The organism is Nocardioides sp. JQ2195 (assembly GCF_012272695.1).
Taxonomy (GTDB): domain Bacteria; phylum Actinomycetota; class Actinomycetes; order Propionibacteriales; family Nocardioidaceae; genus Nocardioides.
The window spans coordinates 839,104-862,994 of the sequence record NZ_CP050902.1 but is presented as its reverse complement, the minus strand read 5'-3'; the positions used below and the strand labels follow the sequence as shown (position 1 = coordinate 862,994).

Genomic DNA, 23,891 nt, shown 5'->3' with positions numbered 1-23,891 from the left:
CCTCACCTGGTTTTCCGGTCGCTCCACTGCCCCCCAAATGCCGATAGTCCCCAACGCGTCGCATGTGGAGAACCGGTTTCCGGGTGCGAGGCGTTAGGGACTATCGGGAGATCAGGTCAGACGCTGAGGCCGTCGATCAGGCCGTTGAGGGTGGCGGACGGGCGCATCACGTCGTCGGCCTTCGTCTCGTCGACCTTGTAGTAGCCACCGATGTCTGCCGGGTGGCCCTGGACGCCGATCAGCTCGGAGTTGATGGCCTCCTCGTTGCTGCGCAGGTCTCCGGCGAGCTTCGCGAAGGCCGCAGCGAGCTCGGCGTCGTCGGTCTGCTTGGCCAGCTCCTCGGCCCAGAAGAGGGCGAGGTAGAAGTGCGAGCCACGGTTGTCGATCGAGCCGACCTTGCGTGCCGGGGACTTGTTCTCCAGCAGGAACGTGCCGGTGGCGCGGTCGAGGGTGTCGGCCAGGATCTGGGCACGGGCGTTGTCGTTGGTCTGGGCGAAGTGCTCGAAGCTGACCGCCAGGGCGAGGAACTCGCCGAGGCTGTCCCACCGCAGGTAGTTCTCCTTGACCAGCTGCTGCACGTGCTTGGGGGCCGAGCCGCCGGCGCCGGTCTCGAAGAGCCCACCGCCGTTGATCAGCGGGACGATCGACAGCATCTTGGCCGACGTACCGAGCTCGAGGATCGGGAACAGGTCGGTGTTGTAGTCGCGCAGCACGTTGCCGGTCACCGAGATGGTGTCCTCGCCCTTGCGGATCCGCTCGACCGAGAACTTGGTCGCCTCGACGGGCGAGAGGACCCGGAGGTCCAGCCCGTCCGTGTCGTGGTCCTTGAGGTACTTCTCGACCAGGGAGATCAGGTTGCGGTCATGGGCGCGTGTCTCGTCGAGCCAGAAGACGGCCGGGGTCTGTGAGGCGCGGGCGCGGTTCACGGCCAGCTTCACCCAGTCCCGGATCGGCACGTCCTTGGTCTGGCAGGCGCGCCAGATGTCACCGGGCTCGACGTCGTGCTCGATCAGCACCTCGCCGGCCCTGTTGACGACCTGGACCTTGCCGGCGGACTCGAGCTCGAAGGTCTTGTCGTGGGAGCCGTACTCCTCGGCCTTCTGCGCCATCAGGCCGACGTTGGGGACGGTGCCCATCGTGGTCGGGTCGTAGGCACCGTTCGTGCGGCAGTCGTCGATGACGGCCTGGTAGATGCCGGCATAGCTGCTGTCGGGGAGTACGGCGAGGGTGTCGGCCTCGTTGCCGTCCGGACCCCACATGTGGCCGCTGGTGCGGATCATCGCCGGCATCGACGCGTCGACGATCACGTCGCTCGGCACGTGCAGGTTGGTGATGCCCTTGTCGGAGTCGACCATGGCCAGGCGGGGGCCGTCGGCGATGGCCTTGTCGAAGGCCGCCTTGATCTCCGCACCGTTCTCGAGCTGGTCGAGACCCGCGAGGATCCCGCCGAGGCCGTCGTTGGCGGACAGGCCCGCGGCGGCGAGCTGGTCGCCGTACTGGGCGAAGACGTCGGCGAAGAACGCCTTGACCACGTGGCCGAAGATGATCGGGTCGGACACCTTCATCATCGTGGCCTTGAGGTGCACCGAGAAGAGGACGTCGTCGGCCTTGGCCTTCGCGATCTGCGCCTTGAGGAACTCCTCGAGCTGGGCCACGTGCATGACGGTGCCGTCGACGACCTCGCCGGCCAGGACCGGCACGGAGTCGCGCAGCACCGTCGTGGCGCCGTCGGCGGCGACGTGCTGGATGCGCAGGTCGTCGTCGCCCTCGATGATCACGGACTGCTCGTTGTCGCGGAAGTCGCCGGCGCCCATGGTGGCCACGTTGGTCTTGGAGTCGGCGGTCCAGGCACCCATCGAGTGGGGGTTCTTGCGGGCGTAGGCCTTGACCGAGGCAGGCGCACGACGGTCGGAGTTGCCCTCGCGCAGGACCGGGTTGACGGCGGATCCCTTGACCTTGTCGTAGCGCGCCCGGATGTCCCCCAAATTGTCAGCGTCGTCGCCCGAAATATTTTCCGGGTAGTCCGGCAGGTCGTAGCCAGCTGCCTGCAGCTCCTTGATCGCGGCCTTCAGCTGCGGGATCGAGGCGCTGACGTTGGGCAGCTTGATGATGTTGGCCTCCGGCGTCCTGGCCAGGGCACCGAGCTCGGCCAGCGTGTCCTCGACCTGCTGGTCAGCAGGGAGGCGGTCGGTGAACTGGGCGAGGATGCGCGCAGCGAGCGAGATGTCGCGGGTCTCGACGTCGACGCCGGCGGTGGAGGCGTACGCCGAGATGATCGGGAGGAAGGAGTGAGTCGCCAGCATCGGCGCCTCGTCGGTGTAGGTGTAGAAGATCTTGGCCATGGGTGCGGCAACTCCTGATCGGTCTGTGCCTGGGCGGACTGTGCTCAGATGATTGTTTCTTGACGTCAAGATACCTGACGCGCGGTCAGGAACCAGCCTCGCACCCGGCCTCGCTTCGGTCTAGAGTTCTGGGCGGCCCCTGAACTGCAGGGGATTCCGGACTGCACAAGGGGATCTCGGATGACCGACACACCAATCACACCTGAACCGACACTGGTCCAGAAGATCGGCGCAGAGGTGCTCGGCACCTTCGTCCTCGTCTTCATCGGCGTCGGCGCCGCGATCAACCTTGATGGCATCGGTGTCACGGGCGTTGCACTGGCCTTCGGAATCGCCGTGCTGGTGATGGCCTACGCCGTGGGTCACATCTCCGGCGGCCACTTCAACCCCGCCGTCTCGGTGGGTGCAGCCTTCGCCGGCCGCCTCTCCTGGGTCAACGCCGGCATCTACGCCGCCGCCCAGCTGGTCGGCGCCGTCGTGGCGGCCGCAGCCTTGTTCCTGGTCTACAAGAGCATCGACGGCTGGGACGCGGAGGGGGCGATGGGCCAGAACGCCTTCGGTGACGAGGCCGCCAGTGACATCGCCCTGTGGGGCGCGCTGATCGTGGAGATCATCGGAACCGCGATCTTCCTCTACGTGATCCTCGCGGCGACCGACAGGCGCAACCCGAGCGCTGCGGCGGCTCCGATCGCGATCGGCCTCGCCCTGGCCGGCGTCCACCTGGCCCTCATCCCGCTGACGGGTACGTCGGTCAACCCGGCCCGCTCCATCGCCCCGGCCCTGTTCGCCGGCACGGACTCGCTGATGCAGGTGTGGCTCTTCATCGTCGCCCCGCTGATCGGTGCCGCGATCGCCGGCCTCACCTATGCACTCATCTTCGGCAGCGACGGCGAACCCGTCCCCGGCTCCGGCCTGAACTTCGGTGGAAACGCCCAGGCCACTGCCTTCGCCGGCGGTTGGGACCCGAACGCCCAGCACCAGGGTGGTCAGTTCCAGGGCGGCTATGACCCCCAGGCCCAGCAGTGGGGCCAGCCCGAGCAGCAGTGGGGCGGTCAGGCTGCCCCGGCGCAGCAGCAGTGGGGCCAGCAGGCGCCCGAGCAGCAGCAGTGGGGCCAGCCCGCCCAGGACCAGTGGGGCCAGCCGGCCCCCGAGCAGCAGTGGGGCCAGCCGCAGACCGACCAGCAGCAGTGGGGCCAGCCGCAGACCGACCAGCAGCAGTGGGGCCAGCCGCAGACCGACCAACAGCAGTGGGGCGAGCAGCAGGCCCAGCAGGGTGGCCAGCACGCCGCTCCGCAGCAGCCCGAGCAGCAGTGGGGCCAGCCCGACCAGGCACCGGAGCCCTGGACTCCCCCGGAGGACGACGGCTCACGCACCCAGATCCGGCCGTCGGACGACACCCCGTCCTGACCCGATCAGACCCGAACGGAGGCCCCGCCACGTGCTGTGGCGGGGCCTCCGTCGGTTCCCGCCCGGCGTGATCCGGTCCGGTGCGTGTGACCTGGTCCGGGCCGCTGAGACCCGGGCCGACGAGTCACTCGTCGATCGAGGCCAGACGCAGGTCGACACCCTCGATCGCGCGCTGCTCGACCAGTCCGATCCCGGGCGCGTAGGACAGCACCGTCGACCTGCCCTCGGACACCGGCAGCTCCTCGATCTCGACCACGTCGTCGAAGTCGCCGTACGGCGTGGCGGCGGAGCCGTCGGTGAGCAGGACCTCGGCCGTCCGCACGACCCTGCCCCCGACGAAGGCAGCCGCATATCCGTCCCCGTGACGCGGCGCCGCGGCCATCGCCAGCGTCGCCTGTGCTCCCGCCACCCCGGCCTCCCAGCCACCCGGCCCGGTCCGCCCGAAGAGCCACACGTTGCCGGCCGTGTCCTGGGCGAACCAGGACTCCGTGTCGGAGATGACGCGATCCTTCCGGCTCCGGGTGAGCGTGCGTACGACGGTCGTGGAGACACCGTCGACCGTGCGCGTCTCGTCGAGCACCGTCACGGTTCGCGATCGTGCCCGGCCGCCCGACGCGTCGTACGTCCATCGACGACCCGTCTCCAGCGGGAGCCAGCGATTGGTGACGGACTCGACGAAGTCGTCGGGGTCGGGCGACGGGGTCGGAATGGTGAGGTCATCGGTGCCGGTGGCCGCGATCCGCTCCGGGGCCGAGCCACACCCGGCCAGCAGGAGCAGTCCGACCAGCAGGGCGAGCAGGCAGCGCATGGCACCCAGCATTCCATCCCTGCGACCCGCGCGGCCGAGGCGGCCCGAACGCTGCTAGCGTCAGGAACGATCACCCTCATCTTCGAAGGAGTCCCCCTGTGAGCACACCGCTCAAGGTGGCCGTGACCGGCGCAGCCGGCCAGATCGGCTACAGCCTGCTCTTCCGTCTTGCCAGTGGCGCCCTCGGCGACCGTCCCATCGAGCTGCGCCTGCTCGAGATCACCCCTGCGCTGAAGGCGCTCGAAGGTGTCGTCATGGAGCTCGACGACTGCGCATTCCCCGGCCTGGCCGGCGTCGAGATCGGCGACGACGCCGAGAAGATCTTCGACGGCGTCAACCTCGCCCTGCTCGTCGGCGCCCGCCCGCGCGGCCCCGGCATGGAGCGCGGTGACCTGCTCGAGGCCAACGGCGCGATCTTCACCGCCCAGGGCAAGGCGCTCAACAGCGTCGCCGCGGACGACGTCCGCATCGGCGTCACCGGCAACCCGGCGAACACCAACGCGCTGATCGCGATGACCAACGCGCCCGACATCCCCGACGAGCGGTTCTCGGCGCTGACCCGCCTCGACCACAACCGGGCGATCTCGCAGCTGGCCGCGAAGACCGGCTCCTCGGTCAACGACATCAAGAAGATGACGATCTGGGGCAACCACTCGGCCACCCAGTACCCCGACATCTTCCACGCCGAGGTCGGTGGCAGGAACGCCGCGGAGGTCGTGAACGACCAGGCTTGGTTGGCCGACACGTTCATCCCGACCGTCGCCAAGCGCGGAGCGGCGATCATCGACGCCCGTGGCGCCTCGTCTGCCGCCTCCGCCGCGTCCGCGACCTGCGACGCCGCCCGCGACTGGCTGAACGGTTCCCCCGAGGGTGACTGGGTCTCGATGGCAGTTCGCTCCGACGGTTCCTACGGCGTGCCCGAGGGCCTGATCTCCTCGTTCCCCGTGACCACCAAGAACGGTGACTGGGAGATCGTCCAGGGTCTCGAGATCGACGAGTTCTCGCGCGGCAAGATCGACGCCTCGACCGCCGAGCTGGCCGAGGAGCGCCAGGCCGTCACCGACCTGGGCCTCATCTGACACGAAGCTCCACAGACCGCCTCGAGGGGCCAGCCGTCGCAGGACGGTTGGCCCCTCGCTGCGTCTGGACGGCTGGCTCGCTGCTTCTGCGGGGCCGGTCGTCCGGGTCGCGTGGTCAGCTGGGTTGGTCGGGGATCGTGGCGACCAGCACCAGCAGCACCACACCCATGCCGATCAGGACCACGGCGTCGAAGAACTTGCGCCGCACCTGCAGCATCCCGGCGTCGTCGTCGGGCAGCGCCAGGCGCGTGCCGGCAGCGACCAGGAGGGCGAGGGCGAGCCAGCTGACACCGGTGCGCCAGGCGCCGGTGGCCGCGACCACGACGCCGATCAGGGCGGCGGCGAGCACGGCAAGGTAGACCACGCCACCCAACGTCGACGGCTTCCTGATCTCGGTGACCGAGCGCAGGCCTGCCGGGTCGCTCGCGTCGACCTTCACGGGGACGACGTCGTTGGGATCGATCCGTGCCAGCGGCTCTTCGGCGCCGGGGCGTGGGGATCCGTCGGCCTCCGGGTCAGGTCGGTCGGACGCCTCGCCGCGCTCGGTCACGTCAGGCCAGTCCGTTCTCAGCGATCGAGACCACGTTGGCCAGCAGCATCGCCCGGGTCATCGGCCCGACTCCGCCGGGGTTCGGCGAGATCCAGCCGGCGACGTCCCACACGTCCGCGGCCACGTCGCCGGCGATCTTGCCGTCGACCCGCGAGACACCGACGTCGAGCACGGCGGCACCTGGCTTGACCATGGCGGCGGTGATGATGCCGGGCACGCCTGCCGCGGCCACGACGATGTCGGCCTTCCTGACGTGCGCGGCCAGGTCGACGGTTCCGGTGTGGCACAGCGTGACCGTGGCGTTCTCCGAGCGGCGGGTCAGCAGGAGCCCGAGGGGTCGACCGACGGTGACACCACGGCCGACCACCACCACGTCGGCCCCGGCGATCGGCACGTCATGGCGGCGCAGCAGCTCGACGATGCCGTAGGGGGTGCACGGCAGGGGCGCTTCGTTGCCCAGGACCAGCCAGCCGAGGTTCGTCGGGTGCAGCCCGTCGGCGTCCTTGGCGGGGTCGATCAGGCCGAGCACGCGGTTCTCGTCGCGCCCGCGCGGCAACGGCAGCTGCACGATGTAGCCGGTGCACCTCGGGTCCTCGTTGAGGGTGCGGACCGCATCCTCGATCTCCGCCTGGGAAGCGGTCTCGGGGAGGTCCACGCGAATCGACTCGATGCCGACCTCGGCGCAGTCCTTGTGCTTGCCGTTGACATACCACCGCGAGCCCGGGTCGTCGCCGACGAGGACGGTGCCCAGCCCGGGCGTGACGCCCTGCTCCTTGAGCGCCGCGACCCGCGAGCGGAGCTCGTCCTTGATCGCGGCGGCAGTGGCGGTTCCGTCGAGCTTCTGTGCAGTCACCCGCCCATCCTAGGGAGCGCCCCCTCCGCTCGTGCAACGCGGGGTTCCGGTCGCTGCCCCCGTGCTGTGACGCGCGATTTCGTCATCGCGACCACGCAGGTGCCGGCGTCCGGCGTGGCCGCACGGGTCGGCGTACGGCGCGCCAGCCGGCCCTGCGGACGGCGGGGCCGCGAACGTCGCTCAGGCGGCGACCGGCGTGGCCGCACCGGTCGGCGTACGGCGCGCCAGCCGGCCCTGCGGATGGCGGGGCCGCGAACGTCGCTCAGGCGGCGACCGGCGCGGCGGCATGCCGCGCGAGGTGACGCTCGGCCGCTCGGGCGGCCGGGTGCGAGACCACCGCGGCGACCACCCCGATCGCTGCGATCACCGCCCAGCCCGGCGCGCCCCACGACAGGGCGAGGAACGTGTAGAGGGCCGGGAACACGATCGGCTCGATCTGGTAGCCCATCCCCCACACGCCCTGGTAGTCGCCGAGGCGTCTCGGGTCGGAGAGCTCGGAGGTGAAGCCCCAGTCGGAGGCGGACTGCCACAGCTCGGCGCCGGTGATCGTGATGTGACCGACCCAGATCAGCACGATCGACACCCAGCCGACGGTCTCGTGGGTCACGCTCAGCACCACGCAGGACAGCACGAAGGCCCACCCCGACCACCGCACTGCGCGCAGCGCACCGTCGACGGTCTCCGCACCACGCGAGGCGCGGACCTGCAGCAGCACGGCCAGCACGGTGTTGGTGCCGAACAGCCAGGCCAGCAGGACCTGCGGTGCATCGGTGCGCTCGACCAGCCACAGCGGCACCACCACGTTGAGCAGGACCTGGTTCGACGACAGCACGCCGTTGCAGATCCCGAGGACGACGAACCCCTTGTTCCGGAAGGCACCCGGTGACAGGTGGTGCTCCTCGCCGTGCGCGGGCACCTGGCGCACCAGCTCCGGCAGGAAGCTGATCATCCACGCGTTCAGCAGCAGGAGGGCACCGGTCAGGAGCGGCACGGCGAGAATCGCCTCACGGGTGCCGATTCCCAGCGCGACGCCACTGGCACCGGCACCGAGGGTGTAGCCCACGTTGCGCGCCGAGCGCTGGAACGCCATCGCCCGGACCCGGGTGGCGCGGGGGAACACCTCGATGCGATAGGCGTTGCGGGCGGAGCGTCCCGCCGTCTCGATCGATGCCAGCACCGACAGCATCACCACGAAGAGCGCAAAACCGCCCACGAAGGGCCACGAGAAGTAGAGCAGCGCCTCCAGCAGTGCGGCGATCACCCAGAGTCGCTTGGCGCCGACCGTGTCACTGAGTCGACCCAACGGGACGGACAGGGCGAGCGTGACCAGGGCGGCGACGCTCATCCCGAGGCCGACCTGGGCACCGGTCAGTCCGACGATCTGGGTGAAGAAGACCGCGGTTCCGGTCAGGAACGCTCCGGTGGCGAATGCTGACAGCACGCACTGGAGGGCGAGGTCGCGCTCCAGCTTCGTCGGCGGGATGATCCGTTGCCACCAGTGCTGCGCCATGCCCGAGCTCCCGTCGTACGCTTTGTCTTGACGTCAAGATAGTGACCTGCAGGCGACCCCCGCCACTCCTTTTCCGCAGGGCCTGGGTGGCAGGGGTCGTGCATCAAGAATTGACGGCTCGGACGTCAAGAACTGCGGGTTCGCGCAGCAACGATTGCTTGTTGGCGCAGCAAGAACTGCCCGTTCGCGTCAGTGGGCGAAGTGACGGGTGCCGGTGAAGTACATCGTCACGCCGGCCTTCTGCGCGGCCGCGATGACCTCCTCGTCCCGGATGGAGCCACCGGGGGCGACCACGGCGCGCACGCCGGCCTCGAGCAGCACCTCCAGGCCGTCGGCGAAGGGGAAGAACGCGTCGGAGGCGGCCACGGAGCCTGCCGCCCGCTCCCCTGCCCGGGTCACCGCGAGGTTGCAGGAGTCCACCCGGTTGACCTGACCCATGCCGACACCCACCGAGGCACCGCCGTCGGCCAGCAGGATCGCGTTGGACTTCACCGCACGGATCGAGCGCCAGGCGAACTGCAGGTCGGCGAGCGTCTCCTCCGAGGCCGCGTCGCCGGCCACCAGGCGCCATCGGGACGCGTCGTCACCGATCTGCCACGTGGTGCCGTCCTCCTTGACGATCTCATCAGCCGCGTCGATCGCGTCGCGCTGCTGCACCAGCAGCCCGCCCGAGATCGGGCGGTACTCGATGCCACCGCCGAGCGGCGGGTTGGCCACCAGCAGGCGCAGGTTCTTCTTCGCGGTGAGGATGTCGAGCGCAGGACCGTCGAACCCGGGCGCCACGACGACCTCGGTGAAGATGTCCTTGACCGTCTCGGCCATCTCGGCCGTCACGTTGCGGTTGGTGGCGATGATGCCGCCGTACGCCGAAACCGGGTCGCAGGCGTGTGCCTTGCGGTGCGCGTCGGCGATGTCCGCTCCCACCGCGATGCCGCACGGGTTGGCGTGCTTGATGATCGCGACAGTGGGCTGGTCACCGTGGTCGTAGGCGGCCCGGTAGGCAGCGTCGGCGTCGACGAAGTTGTTGTAGGACATCTCCTTGCCGTGCAGCTGCACGCCTTGGGCGACCCCACCCTCCGGCTGGCGCCCACTCGTGTAGAGCGCGGCCCTCTGGTGCGGGTTCTCCCCGTAGCGCAGGACGTCGGACTGGGTCCAGGTCGCGCCCATCCAGGCCGGGAAGCCCGAACCGTCGGAGGTGTCGGTCAGCACCGAGCCCATCCAGGAGGCCACGTGCACGTCGTAGGTCGCGGTGTGGACGAAGGCCTCGGCGGCCAGGCGCTTGCGCTGGGCGAGCGTGAAGCCACCCAACTGCGCGGCGGCCAGCACGGCGTCATAGGAGTCGGGCGAGGTCACGATCGCCACCGACGGGTGGTTCTTGGCGGCCGCTCGCACCATCGAGGGCCCCCCGATGTCGATCTGCTCGACACACTCGTCAGGGGTGGCACCCGAGGCCACCGTCTGGGTGAACGGGTAGAGGTTGGAGACCACGAGGTCGAAGGCCTCGATCCCGAGGTCGGCCAGCTGCTGCACGTGCGTGTCGAGGCGACGGTCGGCCAGGATGCCGGCGTGCACGCGCGGGTGCAGGGTCTTGACCCGACCGTCGAGGCACTCCGGGAACCCGGTGAGGTCCTCGACCTTGGTGACCGGGACCCCGAGGTCGGCGATCAGGGCCGCCGATCCCCCGGTGGAGACGAGGGCGACCCCGGCAGCGTGGAGGCCACGGACCAGCTCCTCGAGGCCTGACTTGTCATAGACCGAGACCAGTGCCCGCTTGATGGCGATCTTGCCGTCTGTCATGCGCCGAACCGCACTTTCCTGTCGGTGATGGTGATTCCTTCTCGGGCCAGGCGGCCCACGTTCTCGACGAGCATGTCGCGCTCGGCGACCTTGATCCGCTCGTGCAAGGTCTCGACGTCGTCGTCGTCCTCGACGGGCACGACGGCCTGCGCGACGATCGGGCCGGTGTCGACCCCACCGTCCACCACGAAGAGCGTGGCTCCGGTGACCTTCACGCCGTAGGCGAGGGCGTCCGCGGGCCCGTTGGTGCCCGGGAACGACGGGCACAGGGCGGGGTGCGTGTTGACCGTTCGCCCCGCGAACCGGTCGAGGAAGTCCTCGCCCACCAGCTTCATGAACCCGGCCAGCACGACGAGGTCGGGCTCGAAGGCGGCCACCGTGTCGGCCAGTGCACGGTCCCAGTGCTCGCGCGAGGTGAACTGCTTCACCGTGCGCACGAACGTCGGGATGCCGGCACGCTCGGCACGGGCCAGGCCCTCGATGTCGTCCCGATCGGCACCCACTGCGACCACGACGGCGCCGTACGCCGGGTCCTGGGCCGCGTCGATCAGGGACTGGAGGTTGGTTCCCGAGCCGGACACGAGCACGACGAGGCGCTGGGGCTTTCGGGAGGAGGGCACGGCCGGAGTTTATCGACCGTGCCGGGCCGGGCGCGCATCGGCCTCAGCGATGGACGGGCAAGGTCAGTCGTCGTCCTCGACCAGCATCGAGCGGCGGATCCACCACGTCGCGATGAGACCGCCGACCAGGCCGCCCATGCCGAAGGACACGATGCCGTGCCAGAGCACCTCACCTGCCTGGGGGCCGACCTCACGCATGCGCCCCGGACCCACGGCGCCGCCCGAGACGGCGGCCAGCAGGCCGAACCCGATCCCGGCCAGCGCACCGCCGACCAACCCCCGCAGCGCACCCTCGTCCCATGCCACGGTGGGGTTGCGGCGTTGGCTGAGGAAGGCGCCGACCACTCCGCAGAGCACCGGGAGCGCGAGCAGTGCCGGCACCCACGCGGGGGTCGGTCCCGAGTCAGGCAGGGCGGCGAGCAGCGGGAACATGGGGACGGCACCGATGGCCACCACTGACGGAGAGACCAGGGTGTGGGTGCCGACCATGAAGCCGGGTCCGAGCAGGTAGCAGCCGGAGAAGATCACCGCGTTCGGCACGACGACCAGGGTGAGCAGCACGAACATGATGCCGTCACCGGTGTCGAGGTGCAGCTGCGACATGACGTTCATCGCGGCTCCGAGGTCGAGGGCCAGCGCCACCAGGAAGGTGACCGTCGAGATCGCCACGAAGGCGGCCAGGATCGTCCCTGCCGCGTGCAGGCTGCCGCGCACGGCCTGCGGCGCCAGCGACAACCACACCGCGGCGCGACCGGAGCCGATGGCCACGCCCGTCCCGCCGATGAGCACCGTGAGCGCCAACGACCAGAGCACCACGGCGTTCGTCGACGGGGCGGTCTGGGAGGTGCCGCTGAGCACGACCGTGACGACCGCGACGATGACGTAGGAGGCGGAGAAGATCCCGACCGCGGCGGGCACGGTCCAGTCCCGGTCGCCGTCGGAGAGCGCTTCGGCATCGGGCCCGTGACCGGCGACCTGCTCGCCCAGTCGCAGGCCGAAGCGCCAGACCACCACCGCGCAGACCAGGGTCAGTCCCAGCGGGAGCGCGGTGATGGGCACCCCGTGCACGTGCAGCCCGGAGCCGTGGCCGGTCAGCCAGGCCAAGCCGCCCGTGCGCAGCGCCTCGCGTGGGGCGCCGTGGATGCCGCCATCGGCCAGGAACCAGCCGACCAGCGCGATCGCGAGGCAGCCGGCCAACGTGGTCACGGCCGCCGAGAAGCCAGCCAGGCCGGCCAACAACGTCAGCGGTCGGCGGGAGGCACTGGTGGAGGAGAGGCCGGGAGGGGTCAGTGTCGCGGTCATGGCGGTGCCATCTTCACCCGGAGTCGGCCGTGGCGAACGCTGCACACGCCGCACGAGGCGGTTTCGCCGGTTGCCCGCCGACCCCGTACCTTTGACTGGTCATGCACGATCCTGCCGAGTTCGACGCGTTCTACGCCGCCGCCCGGGATCGCCTGTTGCTGCAGACCTATGCACTGACCGGCGACCTCCCCGCTGCTCGCGGTGCCGTCCGTGACGCCTTCGTCGCCGCGTGGCACCACTGGCGCAAGGTCTCACGCCTCGAGGATCCCGAGACCTGGGTGCGACCGCACGCGTGGACGCACGCCCAGCGTCGGCACACCACCCGCATCTGGCACCGCGACAAGCAGCTCGACGACGAGACCCGCGCCACCCTGGACGCCCTGTCCAAGCTGACGCTGCCGCAGCGCCGGGCCCTGTTGCTCAACCACCTCTGCACGGCCAGCATGGAGCAGATGGCCCGTGAGCTCGGACTCACCGACGAGGCCGCCGCTCGCGAGCTGCAGACCGCCACCGCCCAGTTCGCGCTGCACCGTGACGTGCCCTCCACCGCCGTGCGCTTCCGGCTCGAAGCGCTGGTGCGCCGCATCGCCGACGTCCGCTTTCCCCGCGCCACCATCATCCGGCGCACCGGCGCGACCCGGCGCCGGGCGCACACCGCCGGGGGCGTCCTGGTCGCGATCGCGGCCGTGCTCGGCTCCGGGGCCGTGGTGCACCAGGCCGGCGGCGCCTCACCGGCCCTCGGCGGGGTCAGCGCCCATGGCGACCCGTCGGTGTCCGACGAGGTGGATCCCGCCACTCGGCTCCAGCAGGAGGACCTGCTGACCCAGGAGCAGGTCGGCACGCTCTCCCCGGGCCGGTCGCTCCGGGTCCGGGCGACCACCGACAACACCGGCGGCAACGGCATCCACTCCGTGTGCCAGGCCGAGCGTTTCGCCGACCCCAAGGGTCAGGCCGCACTGGTGCGGAAGTTCCGCTTCGGCGGGGACCCCAAGCTCTCCGCCGTGCAGAGCGTGGAGCTGTCCGACAGCCCCGAGGCCGCCCTCCGAGCCTTCCGGATCACGATCGGCTGGTACTCCGAGTGCACCCAGTCCCGGCCGCAACTGCTGGCCACCCACGCCCTCAGGGGCGTCGGTGACAACGCCGTCGTGATGGTGCTGCGGACCTGGGACAAGCCGGTGCACACCTACACCGTCGCGGTGGCCCGGACCGGCTCGCTGGTCACCTCCGTCGTACGCCGCTTCGAGTCGGACCGCGCTCCCCGTCTGGCCCCCGTCACCAGCCTGGCGGCCACCGCCGTCAACAGCCTCTGCGACCACGAGTCCGCCGGTGCCTGCGCGACCGAGCCGTCCCTGCGCCAGGTTCCGCCCCCGGTCGCCGCCCGAGCCCCGGGCCTGCTGCAGGAGGTCGACCTCCCCCCGGTCAACGGGGTCGAGGACCCGTGGGTCGGCACGGAGCCGGCCGACCCGTCCGGTGACAACAACGCCGCCACCCGGTGCGACCGGGCCACTTTCGACGGCAAGGTGGTCCGTGCTGCCACGAGCCGCACCTTCGTCATCCCGGAGGCCAAGCTCCCGACGGCCTTCGGCCTCACCGAGACCGTGGGGCGCTTCCGCAAGCCGGACGCCGCCCGCGCCTTCGTCGCGGGGATCCGCACGAAGATGGAGGGCTGTGAGGACAAGGACCTCTCCACCGAGGTGCTCCGCACAGCCACCCGGTCCTCCAAGGACTCCGACCTGACCATCTGGCACCTCACCACCGAGATCTCCGACGACCGGACCGTGCAGTTCCTGATGGCGGTGATGCGACGGGGCAAGGTCGTCGTCCAGCTCGGGTTCGTGCCGGACTCCGGCCACTCGATCGGGCACGGCGCCTTCCACCAGCTCTCCCTGCGGGCCCTGGACCGCGTCGCCAACCTGCCGAGGAACTGACCGCGCGACTCGTGCAACCGAGTCGCCCTTCCGTGCGTATCCCCCTCGACAATGAAGGCAACACCGATCGGGACGGGGGACGTCGATGGACCAGCAGGAGTTCGACGACTTCTACACTGCCTCGTTCGCCCGGATCACCGGTCAGGTCTACGCCATGATCGGGAACCGCGACGAGGCGCAGGAGTGCGTGCAGGAGGCGTTCGTCAAGGCCTGGGCCCACCGGCGCAAGCTGGAACGGGCCGACCACCCGGAGGCGTGGGTGCGGGTGACCGCACACCGCCTGGCGGTGAGCCGCTGGCGCCGCACCAGGCTGGCCGGGCGTGCCCTGGACCGGTCCGTGGCGGCACCGTCGGTGACCCAGCCGGTCGACGAGAAGTACGTCGCCCTGGTCGCCGCGCTCAAGCAGCTGCCGGAGGCCCAACGCCGGGCCCTGGTGCTGCACCACATGTGTGACCTGCCGGTCGCCGCCGTGGCCGTGGAGGTCGGCGCACCCGAAGGAACGATCAAGGCTCGCCTCTCACGGGGCCGGGAGGCCCTGGCCGCGCTGCTCTCGGAGAACGAACCGAACGGGTTCCAGGAAGGAGCCAGCCATGTCTGATCCGATCAAGGACCTCGAGAACTTCGACCCCCGAGGACTGTCCGTGAACCCGCTGACGCCGGCCGAGGTACGCCGCCGCGGAGATCGCGTGCGGCGCCGCAACAACGGCGTGATGGCACTCGGCGCAGCGGCGGCGATCGCCGTGGTCGCCACCTCGGGTGTGTTCGTCAGCAATGCCGTCGACCGGGGCGAGGAACCGTCACCGGCGACTCCCTCGCGGACCGAGCAGACGGAGCAGCCCGTGCTGTCCGCGATCCCGGACGACTTCCCGATCGACGTCGGCATGGGGTCGGCCGAGGTCACCGAGACGGGCCGGATGGACGAGCTCGACTTCTGCGGGACCCTGCCCCTGGCTGACCGGTCCCCTGTCGACGTGCGCAGCGCGGAGGTCGCCGGTGGCGAGACGCTCGTCACCCGGACGGTGTACCTGCTCGGCGACCAGCAGACCGCGCGAGCCACCCAGGTGGGCATCCTCGACGCAGCACGTGACTGTGCCGCGGAAGGGTCGGCCGACGGGACCGTGGAGATCCAGCGTGCCGACGACGCCTGGCCGGGGAACACCATCACCACCGACCTGGGTCCCGGCGCCGAGACCGAGCCCACCGTCCAGGTCGTGAACGTGATGACCAACGGGGCTGCGGTGCTGGTGACCCAGGTCTGGGGTGGGTGGAGCGGCGACGTGCAGGCAGGCGTCGACGCCTCGCGTGCGGAGCTGGCGGAGCTCGTGCCCGAGCTCGAGGTCTTCGGGGAGTCGCCAGGGCCACTCGAGCCCTCGAGCGCCGACCCTGACCAAGACACCGGTTCGTCGGGCGACGTCCCCACCACCATCCCCGCCGGCTTCCCCCTGGCCGACGGCTGGCCCGACGACTCCGCGGCCGAGCCCGGCCGGGACAACGGGCTGAAGGGCCCGAGCCGCACGCTGGGGTCCCTGGACTTCATGGCCTGCGAGCAGGCCTGGTCGGAGCCGGAGCACACCGACCGGCTGCGCGCCGACTGGAACGACGTCGAGGACTACCGCTCGCGCCAGCTCACGACGTACGCCGACGCCGACGCGGCCGTGGCAGCCGTCGAGGGCCTGGTCGCGCAGCAGCAGGCCTGCACCGAGGACCCGGTTCGCGACGACGGCTACGTCACCACCCGCGAGGTGCGCGAGGTGCCGGTCGGCGGGGAGGCCTGGGCGTTCCTCGAACGCGACACGCTGAACGGCTCGGAGTCGCCCTTCGGGGAGAGCACGGTGGTCGTCCGAGTCGGCAGCGCCGTGCTGGTGATCCGCGACGGCGGGCACGCCGGCTACCCGAGCGGAGACGGCCAGGCGCAGATCGACGAGATGACCTCGCAGGCCGCCACCGTGGTCGACGAGCTGTGCTCGTTCACCGTGGCAGGCTGCGGGGGCTCAGGAACCACGTCGAGCACGGTGCTCGGGCCGGCCGGCTGGGGCGAGCTGAGGATCGGGATGACGGCGGAGGAGCTCGATGCCACCGGGCTGGTCACGATCGCCGAGGACGACCGCTCGATGCCGTGCCGTGCGGTGACCATCGACGGCTGGGCCGACACCGTGCACCCGAACGTGAGTGGCCAGGTGCACGGCTTCCTCAGCACGGCGCACGGCCTGGCGGTCATCTTCGCCCAGCCCGGGATGCGCACCCCCGAGGGCATCGGGGTCGTCGGTTCCACGGTCGCCGAGGTCCGGGCGGCGTACGGCGACCTGTCCGGCAGCGACGCCTACAGCACCGCTCCGGTCGATGGTGTGAGCTACTTCTTCCTCACCGACGGCAGCAAGGTGACCGCCTTCCAGATCGAGCAGGAGGACCAGAACTGCCTCTAGACGGTGCATCCCCCCGGCCGGGCTCCCCGGCCGAAATGCGAACTCCCCGGCCGAGACCTCGGCCGGGGAGTTCCCGTCTCACCGGTAGCCGGTGAAACTGGGGTCGATCAGAGAGCCTTCAGGATCTCCCGCATCAGCTCGGCGGTCTCGGACGGCGTCTTGCCGACCTTCACGCCAACAGCCTCGAGGGCTTCCTTCTTGGCCTGCGCGGTGCCGGACGAGCCCGACACGATCGCGCCCGCGTGGCCCATCGTCTTGCCCTCGGGGGCGGTGAAGCCCGCGACGTAGCCGACGACCGGCTTGGTGACGTTGTCCTTGATGTAGGCCGCGGCCCGCTCCTCGGCGTCTCCACCGATCTCGCCGATCATCACGATCGCCTTGGTGTCGGGGTCGTTCTCGAACGCCTCGAGGGCGTCGATGTGGGTGGTCCCGATGACCGGGTCCCCACCGATGCCGATGGCGGTCGAGAAGCCGAAGTCCTTCAGCTCGAACATCATCTGGTAGGTCAGCGTGCCGGACTTGGAGACCAGGCCGACCGGGCCCTTGCCCGCGATGGTGTGCGGGGTGATGCCGGCGAGGGACTCCTCCGGCGTGATGATGCCGGGGCAGTTCGGGCCGATCATCCGGGTGGACTTGCCCTCGAGGTAGGCCACCACTTCGGCGCTGTCCTGGACCGGCACACCCTCCGTGATCACCACGAGCAGCGGGATCTCGGCGTCGATGGCCTCGATGCAGGCGTCCTTGGTGAACTTCGGCGGCACGAAGGCCACCGACACGTCAGCGCCGGTCTCCTTCATCGCCTCGGCGACGGAACCGAAGACGGGAAGGTCCTTGCCACCGAGCTCGACCGAGGTGCCGGCCTTGCGCGCGTTGACACCGCCGACGATGTTGGCGCCGGACTCGACCATCAGCGTGGTGTGCTTGGCACCCATGCCGCCGGTCATGCCCTGGACGATGATCTTGGAGTCCTTGTTCAGGTAGATAGACATAAGTTCAAAGCCCTCTCAGACTGCGCTCTGGTGCGCCAGCTCGGCGGCCTTGTCGGCCGCACCGTCCATGGTGTCCACCTGCGTCACGAGCGGGTGGTTCAGCTCGTTGAGGATCGCCCGGCCCTGGTCGACGTTGTTGCCGTCGAGACGAACCACGAGCGGCTTGGTCGCCATGTCACCGAGGAGCTCGAGGGCACCCTTGATGCCGTTGGCCACCTCGTCGCACGCGGTGATGCCACCGAACACGTTCACGAACACGCTCTTGACCTGCTCGTCGTTGAGGATGACGTCCAGCCCGTTGGCCATCACCTGGGCGTTGGCGCCACCGCCGATGTCGAGGAAGTTGGCGGGCTTCACGCCACCGTGGTCCTCGCCGGCGTAGGCGACCACGTCGAGGGTGGACATGACCAGGCCCGCGCCGTTGCCGATGATGCCGACCTGGCCGTCGAGCTTCACGTAGTTGAGGCCGAGGTCCTTGGCCTTGGACTCGAGCGGGTCGGCCTCTTCACGGATCTCGAAGGCCTCGTGCTCGGGGTGGCGCACCTCGGAGGCGTTGTCGTCGAGCGACACCTTGCCGTCGAGGGCCTCGAGCTTGTCGCCCTCGAGGCGGGCCAGCGGGTTGACCTCGACCAGGGTGGCGTCTTCCTCGACGAAGACCTTCCACAGGTCCTGCACCATCTTGATGGCCTGGTCACGCAGCTCGGCCGGGAAGGCGGCCTCGTCGACGATCGCGGTGGCCTTGGCCTCGTCGACACCGGTGAGGGCGTCGACCGGGATCTTCTTCACCGCGTCGGGGTTGGTCTTGGCGACCTCTTCGATCTCCACACCGCCCTCGACACTGGCGATGCACAGGTAGGTCCGGTTCGACCGGTCGAGCAGGAACGAGAAGTAGTACTCCTCGACCGGCGGGGTCGCCGGGGTCACCAGGACCCGGTTCACGGTCAGGCCCTTGATCTCCATGCCGAGGATGTTGGAGGCGTGCTCGAACGCCTCGTCCGCGGTCTTGGCGAGCTTGACGCCGCCAGCCTTCCCGCGGCCTCCGGCCTTCACCTGAGCCTTGATGACGGTGACGCCACCCAGCTCCTCAGCGGCGGCACGAGCCTCGTCGGCGGTCGTGACGACCTTGCCGAGGGTCGTGGTGACGCCGTGCTTGGCGAAGAGTTCCTTCGCCTGGTACTCCATCAGGTCTGACATCCACCCAGTCCTTTTTCTTTTCGTTATAGTCCGGGGATTCCACTGGGCACCTTAGACCCGTTCGAGGGATCGACACCACGGAGGGTCTCGCCCGAGACACGTGTGACTCGTCACTTCGCCGAGAATTCTGAGTGAATTTCCAGCAGACTTGCACGTCGTTGTCCACAATGGACTGCGCCATGGATTTACAACGGGCTGGGGGCGTCCGTTAAAGTCTGAGGCTGCTCATCCCCCGAGGTTCAGGAACTGATGCATGGGTAACCACCGAGCTCCCCGTCGAGGAGCATCGTCTGCGACCTCGGGGAACTCGGTCAGTGGCTCGTCGGGCGGCAAGCGCAAGGCGGTCAAGCACGCCGGATCGCGTGGTCCGCTGTTCCGCAAGCTGCCGTCCGCGCCGGTGCTCCTCGGGGTGGCTGCACTGACCATCTCGGCCACCGGTGCGGTGACGATCAACCAGTCCGGGATCACCTCCGCTGCGGCCGACGACGTGCTCACCACGCGCGCCGCCAGCGCCCTGACCGGCTCCAGCAGCGTCACCTCCACGAGCGCCCGTGACCAGCGCAAGGAGGCGGTCTCCCGCGACTCGCGGCGTGACGCTCTGCAGGATGCCAGCGACCAGGATCTGCAGGCTGCCGCCGAAGCGACCGCCGAGCAGCGCAACGTCGAGCTCGCGAAGCTGGCCCAGTCCGCTGAGAAGCAGGCCAAGAAGATCGCCCTCAACCTGTGGCAGCTGCCGCTCTCGAGCTACCGCCTGACCGCCACCTTCGGCCAGTCGAGCGGGTTGTGGGCGAGCACCCACACCGGTCTCGACTTCGCGGCCCCGACCGGCACCCCGGTCATGTCGGTCACCAACGGCACCGTCACCTCCGCGGAGTACGCCGGCTCCTACGGCAACCAGATCATCGTCACCACCGAGGACGGCGAGGAGCTGTGGTACTGCCACCTCAACGAGTACGCCGCCTCCGTGGGTGACACGGTTCGCGCCGGTGAGGTCATCGGCTACGTCGGCACGACCGGGAACTCCACCGGTCCGCACATGCACCTCGAGGTCCGTCCCGGCGCGGGTGACCCGGTCGACCCGTTCGCGGCCCTGGTCGCCCACGGCATCACTCCCTGAGCGGAGACGCGTCAGCGGATTCGGTGATGGTGGTCGAGCGACCGGAGATGCGTCAGCGGATTCGTGATGCTGGTCGAGCGACCGGAGACGCGTCAGCGGATTCGTGATGCTGGTCGAGCGAGCAGCGCGACTGAGGAACGAAGTCGCGACCAGTGTGTCGAGACCTCGGTGACGAAGGCAGGACCTGCGCCACGGCCCGTCGTACGCGCCTTTCGGCCCGTTCGACATGCAGTTGGGCGTACGACGCCCGCTGTTGAGCGTGAATCCTCGCCCACGATCACTCACTGCATGTCGAACGGGCCGATGGCCGATCTACCTGGCGAAATGAGCACGACGCCGCAGGGTGCGTGCCGGAACTGTGGTCACAGTTTCTCGACGGGGGCGTAGCGGAGCAGCAGCCTCTTGATGCCTTCGGAGCCGAAGTCGATCGAGGCGACCGCCTTGTCCGCGGCGCCCTCGACGGAGACCACGGTGCCGAGCCCGAAGGAGTCGTGCACGACCCGGTCACCAGGGTCCAGGGACGGGATGTCGCGAGCCGGCTTCGCCTTCTTCGACGCGTCGAGCCGCGCGGCGGCGCTGCCGAAGTTGCGGCGTCCGGCTGCCGTGGGCGCGCCGAAGTCGATCCCGGGCGACGACCCGAAGTTGGGTCGGTTCCACGACGTCTGTGCACCGGCAGTTCGCTTCCAGTCGACCAAGGTGGCCGGGATCTCGTCGAGGAACCGGGAGGCGGGGTTGTGCGAGGGGGCACCCCAGGCCGAACGCATCACTGCTCGGGAGAGGTAGAGCCGTTCCCGGGCCCGGGTGACGCCGACGTAGGCGAGGCGACGCTCCTCCTCGAGCTCCGGCTTGTCGCCCAGCGAGCGCATGTGCGGGAAGACGCCGTCCTCCATGCCGGTCAGGAACACCACCGGGAACTCGAGTCCCTTGGCGGTGTGGAGGGTCATCATCGTGACCACGCCCTGGGTGTCGGCCTCATCGGCTTGGTCGCCCTCCTCGGGCGGCGGCGGGATCTGGTCGGCGTCGGCGACCAGCGCCACCCGCTCCAGGAAGTCACCCAGCCCGGGCTTCTCGGTGCCGGCGACGGTGTCGTCCGGATCGGCCGGGTCGGCCGAGGGGCCGGCGATCGGGTCGTCGGAGAACTCACGGGCCACCGCAACGAGCTCGGCGAGGTTCTCCACACGGGTCTCGTCCTGCGGGTCGTCGGACGCCTCGAGCTCAGCGAGGTATCCGGAGCGTTCGAGCACCGACTCGAGGATCACGTCGGGCCGCTCCCCGGCGTCGACCATCGACTGCAGCTCCTCGACCATGCCCACGAACCCACGGATCGCGTTGAGTGAGCGGGTCGCGATCCCGGGCGCCTCGTCGGCCCGGCGCAGCGCCTCCCAGAAAAGGATGCGCTCGCGTTCGGCGTACGCCGAGACGCAGGCCTCGGCCCGGTCGCCGATGCCCCGCTTGGGGGTGTTCAGCACCCGGCGCAGGGAGATCTCGTCGGCCGGGTTGGCGAGCAGGCGCAGGTAGGCCAGCGCGTCGCGGACCTCCTTGCGCTCGTAGAACCGGACGCCGCCGACCACCTTGTAGGGCTGGCCGGTGCGGATGAAGACCTCTTCGAACACCCGCGACTGGGCGTTGGTGCGGTAGAACACCGCCACGTCTCCCGGCCGTGCGTCACCGGTGTCGGTGAGCTTGTCGATCTGCTCGGAGACGAACCTGGCCTCGTCACGCTCGTCGTCGGCGACGTAGCCGATGATCTTCGCGCCGTCCCCGGCCTGGGACCACAACCGCTTGGGCTTGCGACCGGCATTGTTGCCGATCACCGAGTTGGCGGCCTCGAGGATCGTCTGCGTGGACCGGTAGTTCTGCTCGAGCAGGATGGACGTGGCGTCGGGGAAGTCCTCCTCGAAGTCGAGGATGTTGCGGATGTTGGCACCGCGGAACGCATAGATCGACTGGTCGGCGTCACCGACCACCATCAGCTCGGCCGGCTCCACCCGCTCGCCACCGGACTCGAACCCGTGGACGTCACCTTCGGGGTCGTCGGCACAGAACTGGCCGATCAGTGCGTACTGCGCATGGTTGGTGTCCTGGTACTCGTCGACGAGCACGTGGCGGAAGCGACGGCGATAGACCTCGCGCACCTCGGGGAACGCCTGGAAGATGTGCACCGTGAGCATGATGATGTCGTCGAAGTCGACGGCGTTCGCGTCGCGCAGCCGCCGTTGATAGAGGGCGTACGCCGCGGCGTACGACTCCTCGAAGCTGTTCTTCGTGTCCTTCGCGGCGTCGTCGGGGTCCTTGAGCTCGTTCTTCTGGTTGGAGACCCAGTTGAGGACGGCGCGCGGCTGGTAGCGCTTGGGGTCGAGATCGAGGTCCTGGCAGACCAGGGTCATCAGTCGCTTGGAGTCCGCCGCGTCATAGATGGAGAAGCTCGACTTGTAGCCCCGGCCGTCGACGTTGAGCTTGTCGATCTCCTTGCGCAGGATCCGCACGCAGGCGGAGTGGAACGTCGAGACCCACATGATGCGGGCGCGCTTGCCGACCAGGTCCTCGACGCGCTCCTTCATCTCCGCCGCAGCCTTGTTGGTGAAGGTGATCGCCAGGATCGAGCCCGGGTGGGCCTTGCGCTCGCGGATCAGCCAGGCGATGCGGCGGGTCAGCACCCGGGTCTTGCCGGACCCGGCACCGGCGACCACGAGGAGTGGTCTCCCGGCGTGGATCACCGCCGCTCGTTGCGGCTCGTTGAGGCCGTCGAGCAGGGCCTCGTTGGACGGCGTCCGGGCAGGCTCGACGGACTCGAGGCCGGGAATCGGGAATGAAGAACTCATGCTGCGGCAACCCTATGCCGAGGCTCTGACACGCGGACTCGGTGGTCGAGGAGCGCCCCGGTGACGGTGGTTGAGGAGCGCCCCGGTGACGGTGGTTGAGGAGCGAGCGCCAGCGAGCGTCTCGAAACCTCCGACGGATCAGCCGGCGTGCGCAGAGGACCAGAAGATCGCGACGCCGACGTTGATCAACGTCAGCGCGAAGATGCCGTAGAAGATCCCGTCAGCGATCTTGGGCTTGCGCAGGTTGGCCATCACCAGGCCGAGGATGACCAGGCCGACGACCAGCTTCACGCCGATCTTGGCGTGGTCGACGTCGTCGTCACCTGCCTCAAGGACACCGGTCAGGGCCAACCCGGCCAGGAACGCCGTGCCGGCACCGTCACGCATCAGCGCGTTGACCGACTTGTCGGCGCTCCGGGCCTGGATCAGCAGCCCGCCGAAGAGGGCAGCGAAGCCGAGGAGGTGAACGAGGAGAAGAACCTGTCGCAGGATGTCCATGCGCGGATGCTAGCCCGCTCGTCACGCACCCCGACGACGTGGCCCCGGCAAGTCACTTCTTCGCGGATGCCTTCTTGGCGGCCGTCTTCTTGGTGGTGGCCTTCTTGGTGGTCGACTTCCTCGTGCCAGACGTGCTCGAGGCGGCCTTGGGGACCACCTTCTTGGCTGCCTTCTTGGCGACGTCCTTGGTCCCGGCACGTGGCTTCTTCGCCGGGCGGACGACGAGCACCGGGCACGGGGCGTAGTGCTGGACGCGCTGCGCGGTGCTGCCCATCAGCACGGTGTCGCTGAGGCCCCGCCCGCCGGCCGCGATGACGACGAGCTCGGCGCCGTACTGGCTGGCGGCCTTGATGATCTCGTTGGCGGGCGAGCCGCTCCGGATGCGCTTGTGAAGCTTGCCGTCCCACCCGCTGAACACGTCGGCGATCGCGTCGACCGCGTCGGTGGCCGCTTGACGGGAGGTGGTGTCCTCACCGACCTGGGCCTTCGTCGTGGGTGAGAGGTCGTTGGCGAAGGCCACCGCGGCGAGCGGGCGGATCACCGCGACGACGGAGATCTCGGTGACCTTCTGCGGATCGGCGAAGGACTTGAACTTCTTGGCTGCGGTCAGGGACTGACGCGAACCATCGGTGGCGATGACGACGTGCATGAC

Annotated in this window: 19 protein-coding genes; 6 read left to right on the top strand and 13 right to left on the bottom strand. The window is 69.5% G+C overall.

The window, feature by feature from the left end; translation table 11 throughout:
• Positions 1-116: 116 nt before the first annotated feature.
• Positions 117-2,342 (bottom strand): NADP-dependent isocitrate dehydrogenase, encoded by a 2,226-nt coding sequence (locus tag ncot_RS04055; RefSeq protein ID WP_168616451.1) that lies wholly within the window; start codon positions 2,340-2,342, stop codon positions 117-119.
• A gap of 180 nt (positions 2,343-2,522) precedes the next feature.
• Here ncot_RS04055 and ncot_RS04050 point away from each other — a divergent pair, with 180 nt between their 5' ends.
• Positions 2,523-3,749, top strand: a complete 1,227-nt coding sequence (locus ncot_RS04050; protein ID WP_168616450.1) for an MIP family channel protein — start codon at positions 2,523-2,525, stop codon at positions 3,747-3,749.
• A 124-nt stretch (positions 3,750-3,873) separates the two neighbouring features.
• Here the strand turns inward: ncot_RS04050 and ncot_RS04045 are convergent, their stop codons facing one another.
• Positions 3,874-4,557: a hypothetical protein gene (locus tag ncot_RS04045; protein WP_168616449.1), complete on the bottom strand. Its 684-nt coding sequence runs from the start codon at positions 4,555-4,557 to the stop codon at positions 3,874-3,876.
• 98 nt (positions 4,558-4,655) lie between these two features.
• Here ncot_RS04045 and ncot_RS04040 point away from each other — a divergent pair, with 98 nt between their 5' ends.
• Positions 4,656-5,636 carry a malate dehydrogenase gene (locus ncot_RS04040; protein WP_168616448.1) on the top strand — a complete coding sequence of 327 codons (981 nt, stop codon included), beginning with the start codon at positions 4,656-4,658 and terminating at the stop codon, positions 5,634-5,636.
• Positions 5,637-5,751: 115 nt separating this feature from the next.
• On the opposite strand, the gene ncot_RS04035 is transcribed toward ncot_RS04040, so the two are convergent.
• From ncot_RS04035 to ncot_RS04010, 6 genes are all read right to left on the bottom strand, one after another.
• On the bottom strand, positions 5,752-6,186 hold the full coding sequence (locus tag ncot_RS04035) for a DUF3017 domain-containing protein (RefSeq protein WP_168616447.1): 435 nt from the start codon (positions 6,184-6,186) through the stop codon (positions 5,752-5,754).
• A 1-nt stretch (position 6,187) separates the two neighbouring features.
• Positions 6,188-7,039 carry a bifunctional methylenetetrahydrofolate dehydrogenase/methenyltetrahydrofolate cyclohydrolase gene (locus tag ncot_RS04030; RefSeq protein ID WP_168616446.1) on the bottom strand — a complete coding sequence of 284 codons (852 nt, stop codon included), beginning with the start codon at positions 7,037-7,039 and terminating at the stop codon, positions 6,188-6,190.
• A 262-nt stretch (positions 7,040-7,301) separates the two neighbouring features.
• On the bottom strand, positions 7,302-8,549 hold the full coding sequence (locus ncot_RS04025; protein ID WP_168616445.1) for an MFS transporter: 1,248 nt from the start codon (positions 8,547-8,549) through the stop codon (positions 7,302-7,304).
• Between the two features lie 189 nt (positions 8,550-8,738).
• Positions 8,739-10,346, bottom strand: coding sequence for a bifunctional phosphoribosylaminoimidazolecarboxamide formyltransferase/IMP cyclohydrolase (purH, locus tag ncot_RS04020; RefSeq protein WP_168616444.1), 1,608 nt, complete (start codon positions 10,344-10,346; stop codon positions 8,739-8,741).
• Positions 10,343-10,966: a phosphoribosylglycinamide formyltransferase gene (gene purN, locus ncot_RS04015; RefSeq protein WP_168616443.1), complete on the bottom strand. Its 624-nt coding sequence runs from the start codon at positions 10,964-10,966 to the stop codon at positions 10,343-10,345. The genes purH and purN overlap by 4 nt, the downstream gene beginning before the upstream one ends.
• A 63-nt stretch (positions 10,967-11,029) precedes the next feature.
• Positions 11,030-12,268 (bottom strand): DUF6350 family protein, encoded by a 1,239-nt coding sequence (locus tag ncot_RS04010; RefSeq protein ID WP_168616442.1) that lies wholly within the window; start codon positions 12,266-12,268, stop codon positions 11,030-11,032.
• 101 nt (positions 12,269-12,369) lie between these two features.
• Between ncot_RS04010 and ncot_RS04005 the strand changes: the two genes are divergently transcribed.
• The 3 genes from ncot_RS04005 (at position 12,370) to ncot_RS03995 (ending at position 16,619) form a co-directional block, all read left to right on the top strand.
• A complete protein-coding gene (locus ncot_RS04005; RefSeq protein ID WP_168616441.1) occupies positions 12,370-14,196 on the top strand; it encodes a hypothetical protein in 1,827 nt (608 codons plus the stop codon).
• A gap of 85 nt (positions 14,197-14,281) precedes the next feature.
• The gene (locus ncot_RS04000) at positions 14,282-14,794 is read left to right on the top strand and encodes a sigma-70 family RNA polymerase sigma factor (protein WP_168616440.1); all 513 of its coding nucleotides are present in this window, start codon (positions 14,282-14,284) and stop codon (positions 14,792-14,794) included.
• The gene (locus tag ncot_RS03995; RefSeq protein WP_168616439.1) at positions 14,787-16,619 is read left to right on the top strand and encodes a hypothetical protein; all 1,833 of its coding nucleotides are present in this window, start codon (positions 14,787-14,789) and stop codon (positions 16,617-16,619) included. The genes ncot_RS04000 and ncot_RS03995 overlap by 8 nt, the downstream gene beginning before the upstream one ends.
• Before the next feature lie 107 nt (positions 16,620-16,726).
• On the opposite strand, the gene sucD is transcribed toward ncot_RS03995, so the two are convergent.
• Both sucD and sucC read right to left on the bottom strand, forming a co-directional pair.
• Positions 16,727-17,608, bottom strand: a complete 882-nt coding sequence (sucD, locus tag ncot_RS03990) for a succinate--CoA ligase subunit alpha (protein WP_168616438.1) — start codon at positions 17,606-17,608, stop codon at positions 16,727-16,729.
• Positions 17,609-17,623: 15 nt separating this feature from the next.
• Positions 17,624-18,802 (bottom strand): ADP-forming succinate--CoA ligase subunit beta, encoded by a 1,179-nt coding sequence (gene sucC, locus ncot_RS03985; RefSeq protein ID WP_168616437.1) that lies wholly within the window; start codon positions 18,800-18,802, stop codon positions 17,624-17,626.
• 253 nt (positions 18,803-19,055) lie between these two features.
• On the opposite strand from sucC, the gene ncot_RS03980 reads away from it, so the two are divergent.
• Positions 19,056-19,919 (top strand): M23 family metallopeptidase, encoded by an 864-nt coding sequence (locus ncot_RS03980; RefSeq protein ID WP_168616436.1) that lies wholly within the window; start codon positions 19,056-19,058, stop codon positions 19,917-19,919.
• A gap of 362 nt (positions 19,920-20,281) precedes the next feature.
• Here the strand turns inward: ncot_RS03980 and pcrA are convergent, their stop codons facing one another.
• The 3 genes from pcrA to ncot_RS03965 all read right to left on the bottom strand — a co-directional run bounded on the left by pcrA (position 20,282) and on the right by ncot_RS03965 (position 23,888).
• Complete coding sequence (gene pcrA, locus ncot_RS03975; RefSeq protein ID WP_168616435.1) at positions 20,282-22,741, bottom strand: DNA helicase PcrA; 2,460 nt, start codon at positions 22,739-22,741, stop codon at positions 20,282-20,284.
• Between the two features lie 138 nt (positions 22,742-22,879).
• Positions 22,880-23,239, bottom strand: coding sequence for a hypothetical protein (locus tag ncot_RS03970; RefSeq protein ID WP_168616434.1), 360 nt, complete (start codon positions 23,237-23,239; stop codon positions 22,880-22,882).
• A 52-nt stretch (positions 23,240-23,291) separates the two neighbouring features.
• On the bottom strand, positions 23,292-23,888 hold the full coding sequence (locus ncot_RS03965; protein ID WP_168616433.1) for a universal stress protein: 597 nt from the start codon (positions 23,886-23,888) through the stop codon (positions 23,292-23,294).
• Positions 23,889-23,891 lie beyond the last annotated feature (3 nt).

Bases quoted from the DNA above. Each gene is read 5' to 3' on its own strand.
- sucC (WP_168616437.1), bottom strand. From the start codon at position 18,802: ATGTCAGACCTGATGGAGTACCAGGCGAAGGAACTCTTCGCCAAGCAC.
- ncot_RS03965 (WP_168616433.1), bottom strand. From the start codon at position 23,888: ATGCACGTCGTCATCGCCACCGATGGTTCGCGTCAGTCCCTGACCGCA.
- ncot_RS04000 (WP_168616440.1), top strand. From the start codon at position 14,282: ATGGACCAGCAGGAGTTCGACGACTTCTACACTGCCTCGTTCGCCCGG.
- pcrA (WP_168616435.1), bottom strand. From the start codon at position 22,741: ATGAGTTCTTCATTCCCGATTCCCGGCCTCGAGTCCGTCGAGCCTGCC.
- purH (WP_168616444.1), bottom strand. From the start codon at position 10,346: ATGACAGACGGCAAGATCGCCATCAAGCGGGCACTGGTCTCGGTCTAT.
- ncot_RS03995 (WP_168616439.1), top strand. From the start codon at position 14,787: ATGTCTGATCCGATCAAGGACCTCGAGAACTTCGACCCCCGAGGACTG.
- ncot_RS04050 (WP_168616450.1), top strand. From the start codon at position 2,523: ATGACCGACACACCAATCACACCTGAACCGACACTGGTCCAGAAGATC.
- ncot_RS03970 (WP_168616434.1), bottom strand. From the start codon at position 23,239: ATGGACATCCTGCGACAGGTTCTTCTCCTCGTTCACCTCCTCGGCTTC.
- ncot_RS04045 (WP_168616449.1), bottom strand. From the start codon at position 4,557: ATGCGCTGCCTGCTCGCCCTGCTGGTCGGACTGCTCCTGCTGGCCGGG.
- ncot_RS03980 (WP_168616436.1), top strand. From the start codon at position 19,056: ATGGGTAACCACCGAGCTCCCCGTCGAGGAGCATCGTCTGCGACCTCG.
- ncot_RS04025 (WP_168616445.1), bottom strand. From the start codon at position 8,549: ATGGCGCAGCACTGGTGGCAACGGATCATCCCGCCGACGAAGCTGGAG.
- sucD (WP_168616438.1), bottom strand. From the start codon at position 17,608: ATGTCTATCTACCTGAACAAGGACTCCAAGATCATCGTCCAGGGCATG.
- ncot_RS04010 (WP_168616442.1), bottom strand. From the start codon at position 12,268: ATGACCGCGACACTGACCCCTCCCGGCCTCTCCTCCACCAGTGCCTCC.
- ncot_RS04055 (WP_168616451.1), bottom strand. From the start codon at position 2,342: ATGGCCAAGATCTTCTACACCTACACCGACGAGGCGCCGATGCTGGCG.
- ncot_RS04005 (WP_168616441.1), top strand. From the start codon at position 12,370: ATGCACGATCCTGCCGAGTTCGACGCGTTCTACGCCGCCGCCCGGGAT.